We start from the raw sequence: 15526 nt of genomic DNA, 5'->3' as shown, positions 1-15526 counted from the left end.
GACACCCGGCGAATACGCGAGCGCGAGGTCGCGCTGGTTGATCATCTGCTTGGTCGGGGCGATCGCGATCTTCCCGGGGGTCGGGAATTCGTGATAGTCGAGCGCGGCTTCGCGAATTTTTTCTCGTGGAGATGCCATTGTTATTTTACTTCCATGAAAATTTCAAATTGAACATCACTTCAGCCACGGTCTTTTCGAAAAATATTCATATTCGAAATCAGATATCTCGTCAAGACATTGGAGTGTCGCAGCAACATCATCCAAGCCATTCATCATCCGATCCCTTTCCTTTCGACCAAACTCGAATGGCGCTGAAAACCCGCCTGAGCCGGTAACGATCTGCGAATTTAGATCAACGGTCAATTCATAACCGTCTGTCATCTCGATCAAATTTAACAAATCAACCACGACATTCGATGCCAGCACAACTGGGAGCAACCCTATTTTCTTGCAATTATTCTGAAATATATCGGCGAAGCTCTTCGCTATAATCACGTCAAACCCGAACTGCTGCAATGCCCACGGCGCGTGCTCCCGAGAGCTCCCACACCCGAAATTGCTCCCAGAAACCAGAATACTAGCCCCTTGATAGCGCCTCTTATTAATTATGAATTCTTTTCGTAGAACCCGCATCTCAGGCGGCTTTCCAAAATATCCAGGATCTTCAAATCTCCACTCGTCGAACAGATAGGGGCCGAATCCAGTTCTAGCAATTGACTTCATGAACTGCTTTGGCATGATCGCATCCGTATCCACATTGTCGCGATCGAGGGGAACAGCCAGTCCGGTGTGAATGGTAAATTTTTTCATTCAATCCTCGCCCAACCACTGTCTGACATCAACAAATCTACCTTCGATTGACGCTGCCGCGGCCATTAACGGACTTACAAGATGCGATCGCCCGCCGGCACCCTGTCGACCTTCAAAATTACGATTGGAAGTCGAAGCCACTCGCTCGCCTGGATTAAGACGATCCGCATTCATGCCGAGGCACATGGAACAACCCGGCTCTCGCCACTCGAATCCTGCTTGCTTGAATATCTGATCGAGGCCTTCTCGCTCAGCTTGCCTCTTCACGTCACTCGAGCCCGGCACAACGAGCGCCGCCTTAATTCTGCTTGCCACCTTGCGATTCATTTTTTTTAGCAGCATCGCCGCCGAGCGAAGATCCTCGATTCGACCATTCGTACAGGAGCCAATAAAAATCTTGTCGATCTCTATATCTCCGATAGGCATACCGGGCCGGAGATTCATGTACTCCATGGCCAATTGATACGCCTTTCGCTTGGATGCATCCTTGAAAATCAGCGGATCCGGGACCACTCCGTCAACTCCGCACACCATCTCCGGAGACGTCCCCCATGTCACTTGGGGTGAAATGTCGGATACGTCGATCTCGATCTCTTGATCAAAACGAGCGCCGGCATCTGATTTGAGTTGCGCCCATTCACTCGCGGCTTTATCCCACTCCGCGCCACGCGGCGCAAGCGGACGCCCCTTGCAATATGCAAGCGTGGTGTCATCCACCGCAACGATCCCCGACCGGGCGCCAGCTTCAATCGACATATTGCAGAGAGTCATCCTGGCCTCCATCGTCAATGCGTCGACGACAGGACCGCAGTACTCGATCGTATAACCGGTAGCGCCTGCTGTACCAATACGTCCGATCATTACAAGTGCAAGATCTTTCGCACTACACCCTCGGGGCATGTTCCCGCTGAACCACACGCGCATGCTCTTGCTCTTTTTAACAATGATGGTTTGCGTAGCAAGTACGTGTTCGATCTCCGATGTTCCAATTCCGAATGCCAGCGCTCCAATGGCGCCGTGTGTGCTGGTATGGGAATCGCCGCATACGATGGTCATGCCAGGAAGTGTTGCCCCCTTCTCCGGGCCGACCACATGAACAATACCTTGATCGAAATGCTCCATTCCATAATGTTCGATACCGTTACTTTCACAATTTGTTCTCAGTGCATTTGCCTGGATCGTGAAGCTCTCGTCGACGACGGGAATCGCCCGATCAGTTGTCGGAACGATATGATCGACCATGGCTATGGTCGAGCGAGGCCGCCAAACGACTCGCCGCTCCAATCGAAGAGACTCGAATGCTTGTGGACTTGTAACTTCATTCACCAGGTGGCGGTCAACATAAAGCAGCGATGAACCATCTGGCTCATTCCGTATAACGTGAGAGTCAAATAACTTATCATACAAAGTCTGCCCCATCATTACTCCCCGAACAATGAATTACCCATGAATACAATCGTCATGCTCGTTAGTGAGATGATGACGTGCGTCGAATTTTCTCGGATGCTTCAGAAAGATTGCTCCATGGTTTTTTCCCGGGAGCGTACCGCTCTCGAATAAATGCGGCGACGTCAGCAATCTGCTGATCGTCGAGCGCATCCCTGAAACCCGGCATGTAACCCAGCTGTTCGGTAGCAGGAGTATTGATCCCATCCATAATGACTCGCATGAGGTTGTCCGGACTGTCCAGGGCTACGCTAGTATTCAATCCCATCAATGGCCGGACTCCGAAATGACCTACGCCGCCGGCCTCCGCGTGACAAACAGCGCATGCCGTCTCGAATATTCGTTGCCCATTTTCCGCACCGATCAGTGGAAGCGGTTTCGATTGCGAACGTAGATCGCTATCGTCTCGCGCCACCGCGGCCGAAACACCGCTAGATGTCGCAGAAAGAGACGCAAGATAGTGGGCAATGGCCCGCACATCCGACTCCGGCAGTTTTGACAATCCGGCGACCACCGGCGCCATGGGACCGGCAGCCACTCCGTGGCGCTCTGAAAACCCCGTCCTCAGATACGCATACAGTTCGTCTTCACTCCAGGACTGCGGCGCGGTTCCGGGCAGAAGGGATGGAGCAATCCACCCTTCTGCAACTCCGCCCGATAGATACGTTGATCCCCTCTTCTCGGCCCCCATCGCATTTCGCGGGGTATGACATGCGCCACAGTGTCCGGCTCCATCGACCAAGTACTTCCCGCGATTCCACTGCGCAGACTGAGTTGAATCTATCTGGTAGGGTCGCGAATCCAGGAACAACCAGTTCCAGCCAGACACGAGATTTCTTATACCGAACGGCAGGGGAAGTCGGGTTTCAGGGGGGCGATGCTTAACCGCCGGCTCGTTCATCAGATAGGCATAAAGGGCCAGCATGTCCCCTTCACTCATCTTTGCAAATGACGGGTATGGAAATGCCGGATAGAGGTGTTGCCCATCCTGAGCGATCCCGTAGCGCATGGCTCGAGCAAAGCTTTCATATGTCCACGCCCCAATTCCCGTTTCCTTGTCTGGGGTAATGTTGGTCGTGTATATCGTTCCGAAGGGCGTATCGAGCGCCAAGCCTCCCGCATTAACAGCACCACCAGGCGCGGTGTGGCAGACGGCGCAGTCACCCTGCAGCGCAATCTGTCGACCGCGATCGATAGTTTCAGCGCTCCATCGAACGGAGTCTTCCCCCGCCCCACTGGGTGGGAGCGGTCGTGCACCAATCGTCAGGCCTGCGATTAGCGCCGCGACTCCTGCCATGGCGGTGCCACCGCCAAATAAGCCGAGGCGTTTCCACCAACTTCGAGAAGTTCTGGACCCTGATGTGGCCGGATCGTCCGCTAACGGCGCATGCTGGTCGTCAGTTTCACTCCGTGGAATTCGAGGCTGAATAGGCAGTTCGCGAAATCTGACGCCTGTCGCGTCGAACAGAGCATTGACGATCGCGGCCGCAACTGACGCGGAAATCCGGGTAGCCCTGTGTTTACTTGTGTCCGACACCTCGAGAAGCGATGCCAATGCGGTTTGTGAATCGCCGTGTGATGCTTGCTGGTATACGACAGGTACCTGACTATCTCCGCACTCGTCAAAGGCAGTCTGTGCCGCCCAGTTCCGTCCGGTCACCATTTTGATGGCGGCTTCAATTTCTCCACACGGCAACCCCTTCGCAGTTGCAACTCCAGGCTTACCGCGGATGCTCCCGGCAACCACTCGATCTACAACAATCTCTCCCGTCCGTTGACTAATCCGAACGTCGATAATCCACGCCGCCCATTCATCGACGACTAACTCCCTCTCCAACGAACGCGCACCGTACGACGCATCAGCAGGGCTCGCGAAACTCTCCCGCGCCGCCGCCCTCGACTTCCCGGTAATTTTGTCCAACGCGATTCCACGACCGGCCAGCCAGTCGCGCTCAATCGGTTGACTAGTCTTGCCAGAGGCTGCCCAGGCAGCTCTTTCGGCAACTGCACGGAGCACTGCGACAGCGCCCGAGTCTCGTTCAGCATCGAGGTGCGCCAAACGGTATTCAACCGGATCCATTGACGACCGGAACGCGAGTTCGTCAATGGCAGACTCGCGCGCAAACGTATGTGCTCCGATAGAAGATTCGGTTGCCGGATGCCAATCTTCGCGCCTGCTTCGGTAGCGATACAGCGGCTCCGGTACCGAGTCGAATCGGCTTAGTGATCGCCCGTCCCGAGAACACAGCCAGGCTCGGTAGTCGACACCGAGCAGGTCGCCCCCTGGGCCGGTTGACGCGAGCACCTTCACGAGAATGGCCCCATCCTCAACTGCCCCGGGCCTGAAAATTGGCCAACGATAGGGGATCCCATCCGGTGTGGAACGAAAAGTATCGAGAGATCGCGGCTCCACTTCCAACCGCGTCGTGACCTCGCCACCGTTCCCTGCGATCCACGTCTTCATACATTTACTTTGATTGAAAGCTGTACATTTGGACAGCTCGTCGCACCGCATGCAGAATCTCTACATGCGCTCCGCAGCGGCACAAGTTGAACTTCAATGCCTCTTTGATTTCCGCGTCGCTTGGGCACGGATTACTCGCAAAGAGCGCAACGGTACTGATGATCATTCCGTTAAGACAGTACCCGCATTGAGCGGCCTGCTCCTCTACAAACGCACTTTGAACCGGATGAAGTGATGAGCGCGACCCCAAACCTTCGATGGTCGTGACGTTGCGGTCACGAGCGACTCTTACCGGGACGACGCAGGATCTTGTGGGTACGCCATCAACCAGAACGCTGCATGCGCCGCATTGACCCACACCGCAACCGTACTTCGGTCCATTGAGCCCCATATCGTTTCTGAGTACATAAAGTAGAGGCGTCTCTGGACTGGCTTCTTCGACTATGACATCGATGCCATTGACCACCATTCGCAGCGGGTCGTCGTTCGTTGACTGCATCGCAATCCTCAAATAGCTGTCGTTTCCGCCACCAAGTCCACCGCGACATCGGCTGGCCGTCTGGGCGACGACACGATGCACCTCACCTGCTACTCCAGATCGGAGCAACCGGGCCATCGCTAGACCCGCAAGAGCCGCGCGGGAACTTTATTTAGTGTACGCACCATAAAAATACCATGTCGCACGAAGTGACACGATCGCAGAATTCACGGAAATTGTGGACTAACAAGACATTCCAGGGCTAGTAGGTATTTGTCGTTAGTTGTGTAGATACAGAGCATACGCTATTCTTAGTCGTGCAGCACCAACGTCTGATGGCGAAAATCCTCGCGAGACTGCCAAGCAGATCCACCAGAACGACCAGCGCCACCGTGCCGCGTACGCCTCATCGGAGAAGAAATGGGACTGAACTATCTGTACGGAGCAAACATCTCCGCCAACGGTATTCGTCAGCACTATCTGAGATTCGGTGGACAACAACCGCCACGTGGAGAACGCCCCGCCCTTGTCGTCATTCCCGGGATCACCAGCCCTGCCGCATCGTGGGGTTTCGTTGGCGAGGTTCTGGGAGAGCACTTCGACACTTATGTCACTGACGTGCGTGGAAGAGGTCTCTCCGAAGCATCATCGACACTTGATTACAGCCTAAAGGCGCAAGCGGATGATCTTCTTGCGCTTGTTGATGCGCTGGCCTTACAGAACTACTCGTTCGTCGGACATTCGATGGGCGCTAGGATTGCCGCGAGAGCAGCACGTCACCGGCCGGCCGGCCTTCGGTCCGTGGTGTTGGTCGATCCGCCCGTTTCCGGCCCTGGCAGGCGACCGTACCCATCGCCGCTCCAGCCATATCTTGATGCGCTGAGCGTGGCACGTGATGGCACTGATGCCGAGGGAATGCGTCGATTCTGTCCCACCTGGACCGAATCGCAGAGGCAGGTCCGTGCGGAATGGCTACACACGTGCGACGAGCGAGCGGTGATCGCCACCCACGAAGGTTTTCACCAGGATGACTTCCACAGCGATGTTGCGGGCCTAGCGTCTCCGGCGCTCTTAATCACCGCGGAGTTTGGGGACGTCGTAAGAGATGAGGACGTTCACACGCTGCAGGAACTCCTGCCCTCATTACGCCACGCCCGGGTCAGAAACGCAGGCCACATGATTCCATGGGACAACGCAGAAGGTTTTTATGAGGCATTCGGCTCCTTCCTAGGAACCGAGATTCTTCCGTCTCGCGCCTCAGATTCGTAGAACGGCCAACATCGTGCGCGAAACAAAGTCGATTATTCAGGAGATTTCGATGGCAATCAGCGACTACCAATTGATCGAAGCCTGGAAACAGGTCTTGCAACTATCCAAGTTAAAACAAGGGGAAGCGGTCACCATCCTGACCGGTGCGGCGACTCACCCGCAAACCCTCTCCTGTGCGATTGTCGCCGTCCAATCACTGGGAGGCATTGTCAACCGCCTGGATTTGCCTCCCATCAACGGAGAGAAGGCATTTAGCCGCGATCCATTCTCCTATCTCGGAACGACGCCGTTGTCCGGAAATCCCGCCGCGATCGCCGCGCTCAAGGCCAGCGGCTTGGTCATTGACCTGATGGCCCTGCTGTTCTCGCCAGAGCAACTCGAGATACTTAAATCCGGCACGCGTATTCTTCTTGCTGTCGAACCGCCGGAGGTACTTGCGCGCATGGTTCCTACACTCGAAGACCGAGAGCGAACGATTGCAGCCCGGGAAAAGATTCGAGTCGCCAAGGAAATGCGCGTTACCTCGTCGGCCGGAACCTCCATCGTCTGTCCGATGGGCGACTTCGAACCGATTGCGGAGTACGGGTTTGTCGATGAACCTGGGCGCTGGGACCATTGGCCAAGCGGCTTCGCGCTGACGTTTCCAAATGATCGAAGCGTCAGCGGCACGATCGTCATCGACCGTGGCGATATTCTGCTGCCGCAAAAAAAGTATCTCAGCGAGCCGATTCGTCTCGTCATCGAAGATGGGTATGCAATTGAAATCGAAGGTGGAATGGAGGCCGCGCTGCTCCGTGACTACATGGAAACCTTTGATGACCCGGAGGCATTTGCAATTTCGCACATCGGCTGGGGTCTGCAGCCGCGGGCCCGATGGTCGACACTTGGCCTGTACGACAGGGAAGCCATGATCGGCCAGGATGCGCGCGCCTTCGAAGGGAATTTCCTGTTCTCGCTAGGCCCGAACAACGAGGCCGGCGGGAGCCGCACGACCACTTGCCACATTGATATTCCGCTGCGTAACTGCACGGTGAGTCTGGATGACACGGTTGTCGTTCGCAACGGAAAGGTTGTTTGAAGCATTACTATTTTCAAGGCTATCAACATGACTCAGTCAGAACACCCCGAAGCTAACGTTTACGAACGACAAGGATTTCGCACATCGCTTCCCGTAAAAGGAAACGTCGCGCTGCTCATCATCGACTTTGTCGTAGGGTTCAACAAACCCGATACCTTGGGTGGCGGGAACATCGCGCCCGCCATCGCTCGGACCGTCGATGCCCTGGCAGCAGCCCGCGAGAACGGCTGGCCCGTGGCCCACAGCAGGATCGTATTCGCGGCCGATGGTAGCGACGATAATGTGTTTTCGCTCAAGGTCCCGAGCTTGGCAAAGCTCAGTGAGGATAACCCTGACAGCGCGATCGTCCCCGAACTGGCACCGCGATCGGGCGAACTCATCATCCGCAAGCAAGTGCCTTCTGTCTTCATCGGCACCCAGTTTCTATCGTGGCTGAATCAACGGTCGATCCAAACCCTTCTTGTGGCAGGCTGCACAACGAGTGGCTGTGTGCGCGCCAGCGTCGTCGACGCCATGTCGTACGGGATCAGGCCCGTCGTCCTGACTGACTGCGTCGGGGATCGAGCAATCGCTCCCCACGAGGCGAGCCTTTTCGACATGCAACAGAAGTACGCCGCGGTGCTGCCGTTAAGCGAAGCGCTCAAGGCGATCGAGCAGTCAAACCAGCCCTGAGGGCATGTCGAACGAAGAAATCGCGAGTAGCGAGAGGCCCCGACTCCGCTACTCGCGCGCTCCCGCTCGAACCACAAAGCCATTCCGAGAACACCATGGAGAGTACAACTTGGATCGAGCCCCCATTGACTTCATGAACTGCCGGCGGGACGACCTCACATGTCCGGACTCGCATCGATCATCTTCTTCAGTAGATACTGAAGCGCAACTCGCTCACCTGGAGAAAGATTGCCGTATGTCAGATCGGTAACCTCATGCGCAAAGGGGATGGTTTTGTCTAGGAGCTTCTCACCGTCTTTCGTCATGTTGACCAATGATTTTCGGCCATCCTCCGGGTCAGACGAAATCTCGACAAGCTTTCTGGCCTTCAAGCGATCAACGACACCACGGATGGTAGCTTGGTCAATCGCGGTTACCTTGACAATCTCGTTCAGCGACCGGCCTGGCTGTTCCCGCACCGCACAAAGCGTAACCAACTGCGCCGCTGTCAGATCTGAGTCGGGTATGACCTTCTGAAAAATCGCGGCATGCCGTTGATATGCCTTACGAAGGAGGTGTCCGACCTGATCAAAGTAGATGTAAGGATCTTTCGAAGCCGCCATGGCTGGATGAATTGAAGTGAGAGACAGGCACCAGTGTACACCCTCGATAGCAATGTACACGCAGTAGATTCTCGTGTAGAAATCTGCTTGGATAGCTGTCTTGCATCAATATACTTTGTATGCACTATAGTTTAGAGATCGATCAGCGTTCCGATCGTATGCATCGCATCGTCGGTAAATCCTGGTGTCCCAATTCATGAAGAACATCCTCTTTCTGAAATGCAGTCCCCACGGTGACGCCTCCCTCGGCACTCATCTGGCACAGGACATCATCGGCCAGATGCTTGGTGGTCACCCGAATGCGAACGTGGTATCTCGAGACCTCGGCGCAAGCCCTCTCCCCGCACTCACCGGCGAGTATGCGATGGCCGTTACGAACGCCAAGCATTATTCCGAAAGCCATGCGCTGTCCGTTTCCGAAGAATTGATCACGGAGCTTGAGCGTTGCGATTTCTTATTGATCAGCACACCAATGCATAATTTTTCGGTGCCGGTCTCGCTGAAAACATGGCTCGACTACGTACTCCGTATCGGCAGAACCTTCAAGCGCACGCCTGAGGGCAAGGTGGGACTTCTGCAAGACAGACCAACCCTCGTTCTTGTCCGATCAGGCAGCCCCTGTTCGGGCGACCTTGCCCGGCAACCTGATTTTCTTACACCGTATTTACGTCACACACTGGCGTGCCTTGGAATCGCGACATTCGACTTTCACTATCTACCCGGTTTGATGCCCAGTTCTGACGAGGTCATCGCATTCCGTCAGTCAATAGTAGCGTCTCCGGTCTTATCGAATTTCACGGCAATACCAACATGAACGCATCTCGCATGAACTACGCGGAGCTCTCACCCGAGGCCTACCAAGGGTTTATCCAGACAAAAAAGGCATTGGGCAGAAGCACCCTCGGCAAGCCGTTGATAGAGCTGGTAAACTTGCGAGTTTCTCAAATCAACGGATGTGCATACTGCCTTTGCCTGCACGCAAAATCCCTTCGCGACGAGGGGTATCCGGAAGAAAAACTCGATAGTCTTGCCGGTTGGCGTGTCAGCGCGCTGTACAGCGATCGTGAACGCGCCGCACTCAACTGGGCCGAATCGATGACGCTTGTTGCGGAAACACACGCGCCAGATTCCCAATTCTCAACTCTGAAGAAACATTTCAACGATTCGGAAGTATCGGATCTTTGCTTCGTCGTTTCGTTGATGAATGCCCTGAATCGCATGGCCATCGCGATGCGCAAGTGACGCTCGACGCAGCCGACGAGGTATCAAAGATCGGATCAAAGGTGCGGATGATTCCCTGAACTCGCTAGCCATCAAGAGTGAGCAAGCTTATTTAAGGGTCTGATGATAAATAAATATGTGTACGCTTTAAATTTGCCCTGTACACACCCACGGCCGACACCGAGGAATGGCTTCAGTACTTACGCACATGCCTCCGTCAGATGCTCGAATGACACGAACAGTCGACTTCGCCTGCTGGGAGAGACCCTAGGCGAGAAAGTTTGAAAAACAATTACGTGTACTCTATAGTATTGAGACGGCAGTTTGTTCTGCCAGCTCCCTCCGCCAATGCACCTTTCTTCGTACGATAAAAATGCCCTTCGCGTCACCCGACAGTCTGGACGAAGCTTTAGAACTGTACGCAAACGGCAGTTGGCGCCTCCTCGCGGGGGGATCCGACTTGTTTGCGCAAGTGGACCTGCGGCCAACCACGGTAGGCTGGCTCAGTCTGTCCGAGATTCCTGAACTGAAGGGGATTTCGGAACGCGGGGAACACATTGAAATTGGTGCGCTAACGACTTGGGCCGAGATTGAACGAAGCCCGTTGGTGCCGGCAATGCTCGCGGAAGCCGCCGCGTCAATCGGATCTCATCAGATCAGGTGGCGCGCCACGATCGGCGGCAATATCTGCAACGCCGCCCCGATAGCAGATGGCCTTCCGGCGCTCTTTGCGCTGAACGCCAACGTCACTCTTGCATCGATACACGGGATCCGCATTCTACCAATAGACGAATTTGTCCTTGGGCGCCGTACGACCGCGCTTCACGCTGACGAGGTCCTGATCAGTATCGGCTTTCGCCGAGCCAGCGTGAATGAAGGTTCGATCTATCGAAAGTTCAGCAATCGTGAGGGCGTGACATTGGCCATCACATCACTTGCAATGAAAATAGATTGGCGAGAAGACGTGGCGGACGACATCCGCGTCGTCGTCGGTGGCGCCTCCGAAGCGCCCCGTCATTTGCAGTCTTTGGAAGCGTGCCTGCCTGGAAGGTCCGTGCGCGACCTCGAGCATGCTCTCGCCGATGCGCAATGGGCTCAAGAACTCAGTCCCATCGACGACCTTCGAGGTACCAAGGCATTTCGCCTGCACATTGCGGGCGTGCTACTACATCAATCACTGTCTGATCTGATAGCAAAACGCGAGAGGCACATGTCATGAAAGATCGGGTTCAGTCCGTGATCCTTTACCGCAAAAGCGACGAACAAGGTCTCACGAAAACACGGTGTTCCGTCAATGGAAAGGTTACGGAGTTGCCTGAGGACTGTGGCATGAGGCTCTCCACGTTTCTGCGTGACGAGCAGCACTTGTGCGGAACAAAAATCGGATGCGGCCAGGGGGACTGTGGTGCATGCTCGGTTCTTGTGGACGGTGTGGCAACCTATTCCTGTATCACTCCCGTCGGCCACGTTGCTGGGCGTAGTGTTGTGACGATCGAGGGCGTCGCCGAAATGACACGATGCGGCGAACGGTTGCAACAAGCCTTCCTCGCCAACCAGGCGGTGCAATGCGGATTCTGCACGCCCGGGATGATTGTGACCGCGGCCGGTGCAATCGATCGAAATGAATTGCATACGCCTTTCGACGTGAAGCAACACCTTTCTGGCGTCCTTTGTCGCTGCACTGGGTACACGAAGGTAATCGATGCAGTACTGTCAGTCGCAACGGGCACAGACAAACCACTTCCTTCGAAACCATCGATCGGCGAAGCGGTCGGCTCCTCCGTGGCACGCCTTGACGGTGCGGGGAAGATTCACGGCACCGAGCATTTTGGCTCCGACGGATTCCCTCCGAATTCTCTGTTCGCGAGGGCCATCCGCGCTCCATTTCACCGAGCTCGCTTTAGAATTGGCGACGTTGAGACATTCAAGGCACGGCACCCCGGTGTTCTACAGGTTCTGACTGCGCGAGACGTCCCGCTCAACATCCAGGGAGCGCCCGCCCCGTATACGGATCAACCTGTTCTCGCCGAAGAAGAGACACGGTATTTCCTCGAAGCAGTTGCGCTTATCGTCGCGACCCGCGAATGCATGGAGAAACTCGATCTGAGCGAGTTTCCTGTCGAATGGGAAGAGCTGCCGCCGTTGCTGACGGTACCGGCCGCCACTGATCCACTGGCGTATCGACTCCACGATGAGCGGCCCGGAAATATCCTGATACACGGACTGGTTCATCGAGGCAATGTATCTGAAGCCATGTCATCACTTCCCTATGTTGCGAGCGGAAAGTTCGAAAGCAGCTTCGTGGAACATGCTTATCTCGAGCCTGAAGCAGGATGGGCTGTGCGCTCCCGCGACACGATTGCCGTGTACTCGCCTACTCAAGCCCCCCACGCACATCGGTTTGACGTGGCCCGGATGCTTGAAATACCAGAGGAAAATGTCTATTGCCGACCTACCGCGGTCGGCGGTGGATTCGGCGGCAAACTCGACACGACGGTGCAGACCCTGGTCGCGCTAGCCGCATGGAAAAACGACGTCCCGGTTGCAATGACGTGGACGCGCGAAGAGTCCATCGCAAATTCGACAAAGCGACATCCAGCCATTATTCGATCCGCAATCGGAGCAAATGCAAACGGAGACATTGTCGCCGTCGACTTCTCTGGCGACTACAACACCGGCGCATACGCATCGTGGGGGACTTCCGTCGCAAATCGCGTCCCTGTGCATGCTGGCGGCCCATACAGGGTTCCGCATTATTCGGCGAAGACGCGAGCCGTACATACGAACATTACTCCTGCAGGAGCGTTTCGCGGGTTTGGCGTGCCGCAGACGATTTTCGCTCAAGAGCAACTGATCGACGAACTGGCCAGGATGACGGGAACCGACCCACTGGAGTTTCGCCTGAGAAACGCATTGCGTCCCGGAGATACCATCCCTACCGGGCAACGGCTGGACGAGAGCGTTGGCATCGTCGAATGCCTCGAGCGGCTTCGGCCCGAGTGGGCAGCCCTTCGGGACAAAGTGAACTTGAAGAACGCCGCGGCTGCGCAAACGTCTATTCGTTACGGCGTTGGTATGGCCGCATTTTTCTACGGGTGCGGCAACACCGCATTGACGAACCCCTCGACCATCCGCATCGGACTTAAGCGCGACGGCAAGGTCTATCTTCATCAGGGTGCCGTCGACGCCGGGCAAGGTTCGAACACCGTCATACCTTCGATAGCGGCCGATGCACTCGGCATACCTCTACATGACCTTCGGATCATCGGTCCCGCGACTGAACTGACGCCCGATTGCGGTAGAACGTCGGCATCCCGGCAAACGTTCGTCACCGGCAAGGCAGCGTTCCAGGCAGCAAAATCACTGCGCCGGCAAATTTGCAGATTGCTGTCAGTCGAGGACGACTGCCGACTGGAATTTTGGCAAGGAAACGTCATCGCCTATTCGAACGGCGTAAGGCATATATCTGCGTTAGGGCAGCTTCCTATCGACGAGTGGGGCTACGTCATGCGAGGCGAAGAGCGTTTCGATCCGCCCTCCACCGCGCTTGACGAGAATGGCCAAGGCTCTCCGTACGCCGTCTACGCGTTTGGAGCACAGGTTGCCGAAGTCTCGGTGGACTGCAGCACCGGGCAGGTAAAGGTTCTCCGGGTAATCGCGGCTCATGACGTCGGACGGATCGTGAATCGAACCCTGCTTGAAGGGCAAATCGAAGGTGCCGTAGCCCAAGGCGTCGGAATGGCATTGATGGAAAAATTTGTTCCGGGAGTCAATAACAATTTCCACGACTATGTCATTCCTACGTCGCTGGACGTACCGGAAGTCGTGTGCATGTTCGTGGAAGCAAGCAGTTCGATCGGCCCATTTGGCGCAAAAGGCATCGGTGAACCCGCCTTGGTACCCACGTGCGCCGCGATACTCAACGCCATATACGACGCAACCGGAGCCAGAATTCATCAAATCCCTGCAACACCCCCGGTTGTCATCGAGGCGTTGGAGGCCAGCCGCTCGACGAAGTCGGCGACACGGAACCACGAACCCTAATTTGCCCCTGACCAACAGACTGTTCCATCGGAACTTATATGCGGTGCGCGCCCGTACTTGTCGAAAGGCCGTCCAGTTGTCGATAAGAGCGGGATCTGCGCCCGCTGCAACCCTATGGCACGCGTATGAGCGAACGATCCAACGATGAAGATTCGGCGGACCGTGCTTCCGCATATCTGAACTCACGTTCCAGTGACTTCCTCCCGGAGTGCAACATGCGCCCGTTTAACATTCGGCAGCTTGATCACATTGTGCTTCGCGTAAGCGATCTTCAGCGCAGCATCGACTTCTACCAAGATGTGCTCGGCTGCACTGTCGAGCGCCATCGTGAAGACCTCGGCGTGGTGCACATGCGCGCGGGCGCATCGATGATCGACCTTGTCGATATCAATGGTTCGATCGGACGACAAGGGGGAGCGTCGGCCGAAAGGGAACGACGCAATGTCGACCACTTTTGCTTGCGAATAGATCCCTTTGATGAAAACCACTTAATCGCTTATTTCGAACGTCATGGGCACCCCTCCGATGACGCCGTGATGCGATACGGTGCGGAGGGAACGGGGTTGTCGCTCTATTTTTTTGATCCGGACGGCAATCAAGTCGAATTGAAAGGTCCTTCAGTGCCGGAATAGTGCTGCGACAGTAACCTCCCCGGCCATTCCAGCCGTCCGATGACTATTCGGCGCTGCTTCCGATCATCTTCCGCAGCAGGAAAACCAGCGCGACCCGCTCTCCCGCGTTGAGCGCACCGAACGTGCGTTCAGTCACATGCATCGCAAACGGAACCGTCCGCTCAATTAGCGCAAGGCCTGACGGTGTTGCCTGCACCAGCAGTTTGCGCCCATCTCGGGGATTGTGCGTCACCCGGATAAGCGATTTCGCTTTCAGGCGCTCCACTACTCCTCTGATAGTCGCTTGATCGATTGCCGTTGCCTTGACGATGTCATTCAGAGAGCACGCGCCGCGCTCCTTCACAACACACAACGCAACGAACTGCGCACACGTCAGATCGGAATCCGGGATCGCCTCCTGAAAGATCGCGACGTGCAACTGATAGGCGCGGCGCAGAAGATGGCCGACGTGATCATGAAAATCGTAGGAATCCGTGTTAGCAGGCATTGGCGGAAGCAAATCGAGGACGTTTCTGGAATATATGAAGTGTACACTCTCAACATCCAATTCCATCCATGTAGTCCGAAACGATGTGCGATCGTCGCCAACATCAATACAAGACATACCCATTATCCCACCAATGCTTAATCACTTACTTGAGATACCTAAGGGAGCGAAACGATCCTCAATCTTCACATGTAGCGTATACACTTATACAGTGACCAATACGTCCACTGCTCGCCGCTCCCCTCATTCTTCATTCCATCAAGGATATCCATATCGTACATGCAAGCATCTCAAGTGGCGCCTGATGCAGTCGGTGTAACCGA

15 protein-coding genes are annotated in these 15526 nt (G+C 55.5%); 8 read left to right on the top strand and 7 right to left on the bottom strand.

From position 1 onward, the window contains the following. From U5771_RS33865 to U5771_RS33845, 5 genes are all read right to left on the bottom strand, one after another. Positions 1–138 (bottom strand): hypothetical protein (locus U5771_RS33865; protein WP_322027973.1); only part of this gene is annotated, 138 nt, incomplete at its 3' end. 36 nt (positions 139–174) lie between these two features. Then, entirely contained in the window at positions 175–810 is a 636-nt protein-coding gene (gene leuD / locus U5771_RS33860; protein ID WP_322027968.1) for a 3-isopropylmalate dehydratase small subunit, read from the bottom strand. After that, a complete protein-coding gene (gene leuC / locus U5771_RS33855; protein ID WP_322027967.1) occupies positions 811–2229 on the bottom strand; it encodes a 3-isopropylmalate dehydratase large subunit in 1419 nt (472 codons plus the stop codon). Between the two features lie 49 nt (positions 2230–2278). Further along, entirely contained in the window at positions 2279–4720 is a 2442-nt protein-coding gene (locus U5771_RS33850) for a c-type cytochrome (RefSeq protein ID WP_322027966.1), read from the bottom strand. A 4-nt stretch (positions 4721–4724) separates the two neighbouring features. Then, the gene (locus U5771_RS33845; protein ID WP_415859467.1) at positions 4725–5225 is read right to left on the bottom strand and encodes a (2Fe-2S)-binding protein; all 501 of its coding nucleotides are present in this window, start codon (positions 5223–5225) and stop codon (positions 4725–4727) included. Positions 5226–5618: 393 nt separating this feature from the next. Here U5771_RS33845 and U5771_RS33840 point away from each other — a divergent pair, with 393 nt between their 5' ends. Genes U5771_RS33840 through U5771_RS33830 form a run of 3 tightly spaced genes read left to right on the top strand, consistent with a single transcriptional unit; the run spans position 5619 to position 8217 of the window. Further along, on the top strand, positions 5619–6467 hold the full coding sequence (locus U5771_RS33840) for an alpha/beta hydrolase (RefSeq protein ID WP_322027965.1): 849 nt from the start codon (positions 5619–5621) through the stop codon (positions 6465–6467). A gap of 49 nt (positions 6468–6516) precedes the next feature. Next, positions 6517–7545 (top strand): 2,5-dihydroxypyridine 5,6-dioxygenase, encoded by a 1029-nt coding sequence (locus tag U5771_RS33835; protein WP_322027964.1) that lies wholly within the window; start codon positions 6517–6519, stop codon positions 7543–7545. A 27-nt stretch (positions 7546–7572) separates the two neighbouring features. Continuing rightward, positions 7573–8217, top strand: a complete 645-nt coding sequence (locus U5771_RS33830) for an isochorismatase family protein (protein ID WP_322027963.1) — start codon at positions 7573–7575, stop codon at positions 8215–8217. Positions 8218–8372: 155 nt separating this feature from the next. Here U5771_RS33830 and U5771_RS33825 read toward each other — a convergent pair whose 3' ends face one another. Beyond that, positions 8373–8819 (bottom strand): MarR family winged helix-turn-helix transcriptional regulator, encoded by a 447-nt coding sequence (locus tag U5771_RS33825; RefSeq protein ID WP_322027971.1) that lies wholly within the window; start codon positions 8817–8819, stop codon positions 8373–8375. 196 nt (positions 8820–9015) lie between these two features. Here U5771_RS33825 and U5771_RS33820 point away from each other — a divergent pair, with 196 nt between their 5' ends. The 5 genes from U5771_RS33820 (at position 9016) to U5771_RS33800 (ending at position 14716) form a co-directional block, all read left to right on the top strand. Beyond that, positions 9016–9633, top strand: coding sequence for an FMN-dependent NADH-azoreductase (locus U5771_RS33820; RefSeq protein ID WP_322027962.1), 618 nt, complete (start codon positions 9016–9018; stop codon positions 9631–9633). Then, positions 9630–10061: a carboxymuconolactone decarboxylase family protein gene (locus U5771_RS33815; protein WP_322027961.1), complete on the top strand. Its 432-nt coding sequence runs from the start codon at positions 9630–9632 to the stop codon at positions 10059–10061. The genes U5771_RS33820 and U5771_RS33815 overlap by 4 nt, the downstream gene beginning before the upstream one ends. A gap of 352 nt (positions 10062–10413) precedes the next feature. Then, complete coding sequence (locus U5771_RS33810) at positions 10414–11259, top strand: xanthine dehydrogenase family protein subunit M (protein ID WP_322027960.1); 846 nt, start codon at positions 10414–10416, stop codon at positions 11257–11259. A gap of 110 nt (positions 11260–11369) precedes the next feature. Further along, positions 11370–14084, top strand: a complete 2715-nt coding sequence (locus tag U5771_RS33805) for a molybdopterin-dependent oxidoreductase (RefSeq protein WP_322027959.1) — start codon at positions 11370–11372, stop codon at positions 14082–14084. Between the two features lie 215 nt (positions 14085–14299). Beyond that, entirely contained in the window at positions 14300–14716 is a 417-nt protein-coding gene (locus tag U5771_RS33800) for a VOC family protein (protein ID WP_322027970.1), read from the top strand. A gap of 43 nt (positions 14717–14759) precedes the next feature. Here the strand turns inward: U5771_RS33800 and U5771_RS33795 are convergent, their stop codons facing one another. Next, positions 14760–15203, bottom strand: coding sequence for a MarR family winged helix-turn-helix transcriptional regulator (locus tag U5771_RS33795; RefSeq protein ID WP_322027969.1), 444 nt, complete (start codon positions 15201–15203; stop codon positions 14760–14762). Between the last annotated feature and the right edge of the window lie 323 nt (positions 15204–15526).

It is taken from the genome of Burkholderia sp. BCC1977 (assembly GCF_905339595.1).
In the GTDB taxonomy this organism is placed as follows: Bacteria; Pseudomonadota; Gammaproteobacteria; order Burkholderiales; family Burkholderiaceae; genus Burkholderia.
The sequence above is the reverse complement of the archived record's forward strand: the minus strand, read 5'-3'. Positions and strand labels throughout refer to the sequence as shown.

Bases quoted from the DNA above. Each gene is read 5' to 3' on its own strand.
- leuD (WP_322027968.1), bottom strand. From the start codon at position 810: ATGAAAAAATTTACCATTCACACCGGACTGGCTGTTCCCCTCGATCGC.
- leuC (WP_322027967.1), bottom strand. From the start codon at position 2,229: ATGGGGCAGACTTTGTATGATAAGTTATTTGACTCTCACGTTATACGG.
- U5771_RS33850 (WP_322027966.1), bottom strand. From the start codon at position 4,720: ATGAAGACGTGGATCGCAGGGAACGGTGGCGAGGTCACGACGCGGTTG.
- U5771_RS33840 (WP_322027965.1), top strand. From the start codon at position 5,619: ATGGGACTGAACTATCTGTACGGAGCAAACATCTCCGCCAACGGTATT.
- U5771_RS33835 (WP_322027964.1), top strand. From the start codon at position 6,517: ATGGCAATCAGCGACTACCAATTGATCGAAGCCTGGAAACAGGTCTTG.
- U5771_RS33830 (WP_322027963.1), top strand. From the start codon at position 7,573: ATGACTCAGTCAGAACACCCCGAAGCTAACGTTTACGAACGACAAGGA.
- U5771_RS33825 (WP_322027971.1), bottom strand. From the start codon at position 8,819: ATGGCGGCTTCGAAAGATCCTTACATCTACTTTGATCAGGTCGGACAC.
- U5771_RS33820 (WP_322027962.1), top strand. From the start codon at position 9,016: ATGAAGAACATCCTCTTTCTGAAATGCAGTCCCCACGGTGACGCCTCC.
- U5771_RS33815 (WP_322027961.1), top strand. From the start codon at position 9,630: ATGAACGCATCTCGCATGAACTACGCGGAGCTCTCACCCGAGGCCTAC.
- U5771_RS33810 (WP_322027960.1), top strand. From the start codon at position 10,414: ATGCCCTTCGCGTCACCCGACAGTCTGGACGAAGCTTTAGAACTGTAC.
- U5771_RS33805 (WP_322027959.1), top strand. From the start codon at position 11,370: ATGAGGCTCTCCACGTTTCTGCGTGACGAGCAGCACTTGTGCGGAACA.
- U5771_RS33800 (WP_322027970.1), top strand. From the start codon at position 14,300: ATGCGCCCGTTTAACATTCGGCAGCTTGATCACATTGTGCTTCGCGTA.
- U5771_RS33795 (WP_322027969.1), bottom strand. From the start codon at position 15,203: ATGCCTGCTAACACGGATTCCTACGATTTTCATGATCACGTCGGCCAT.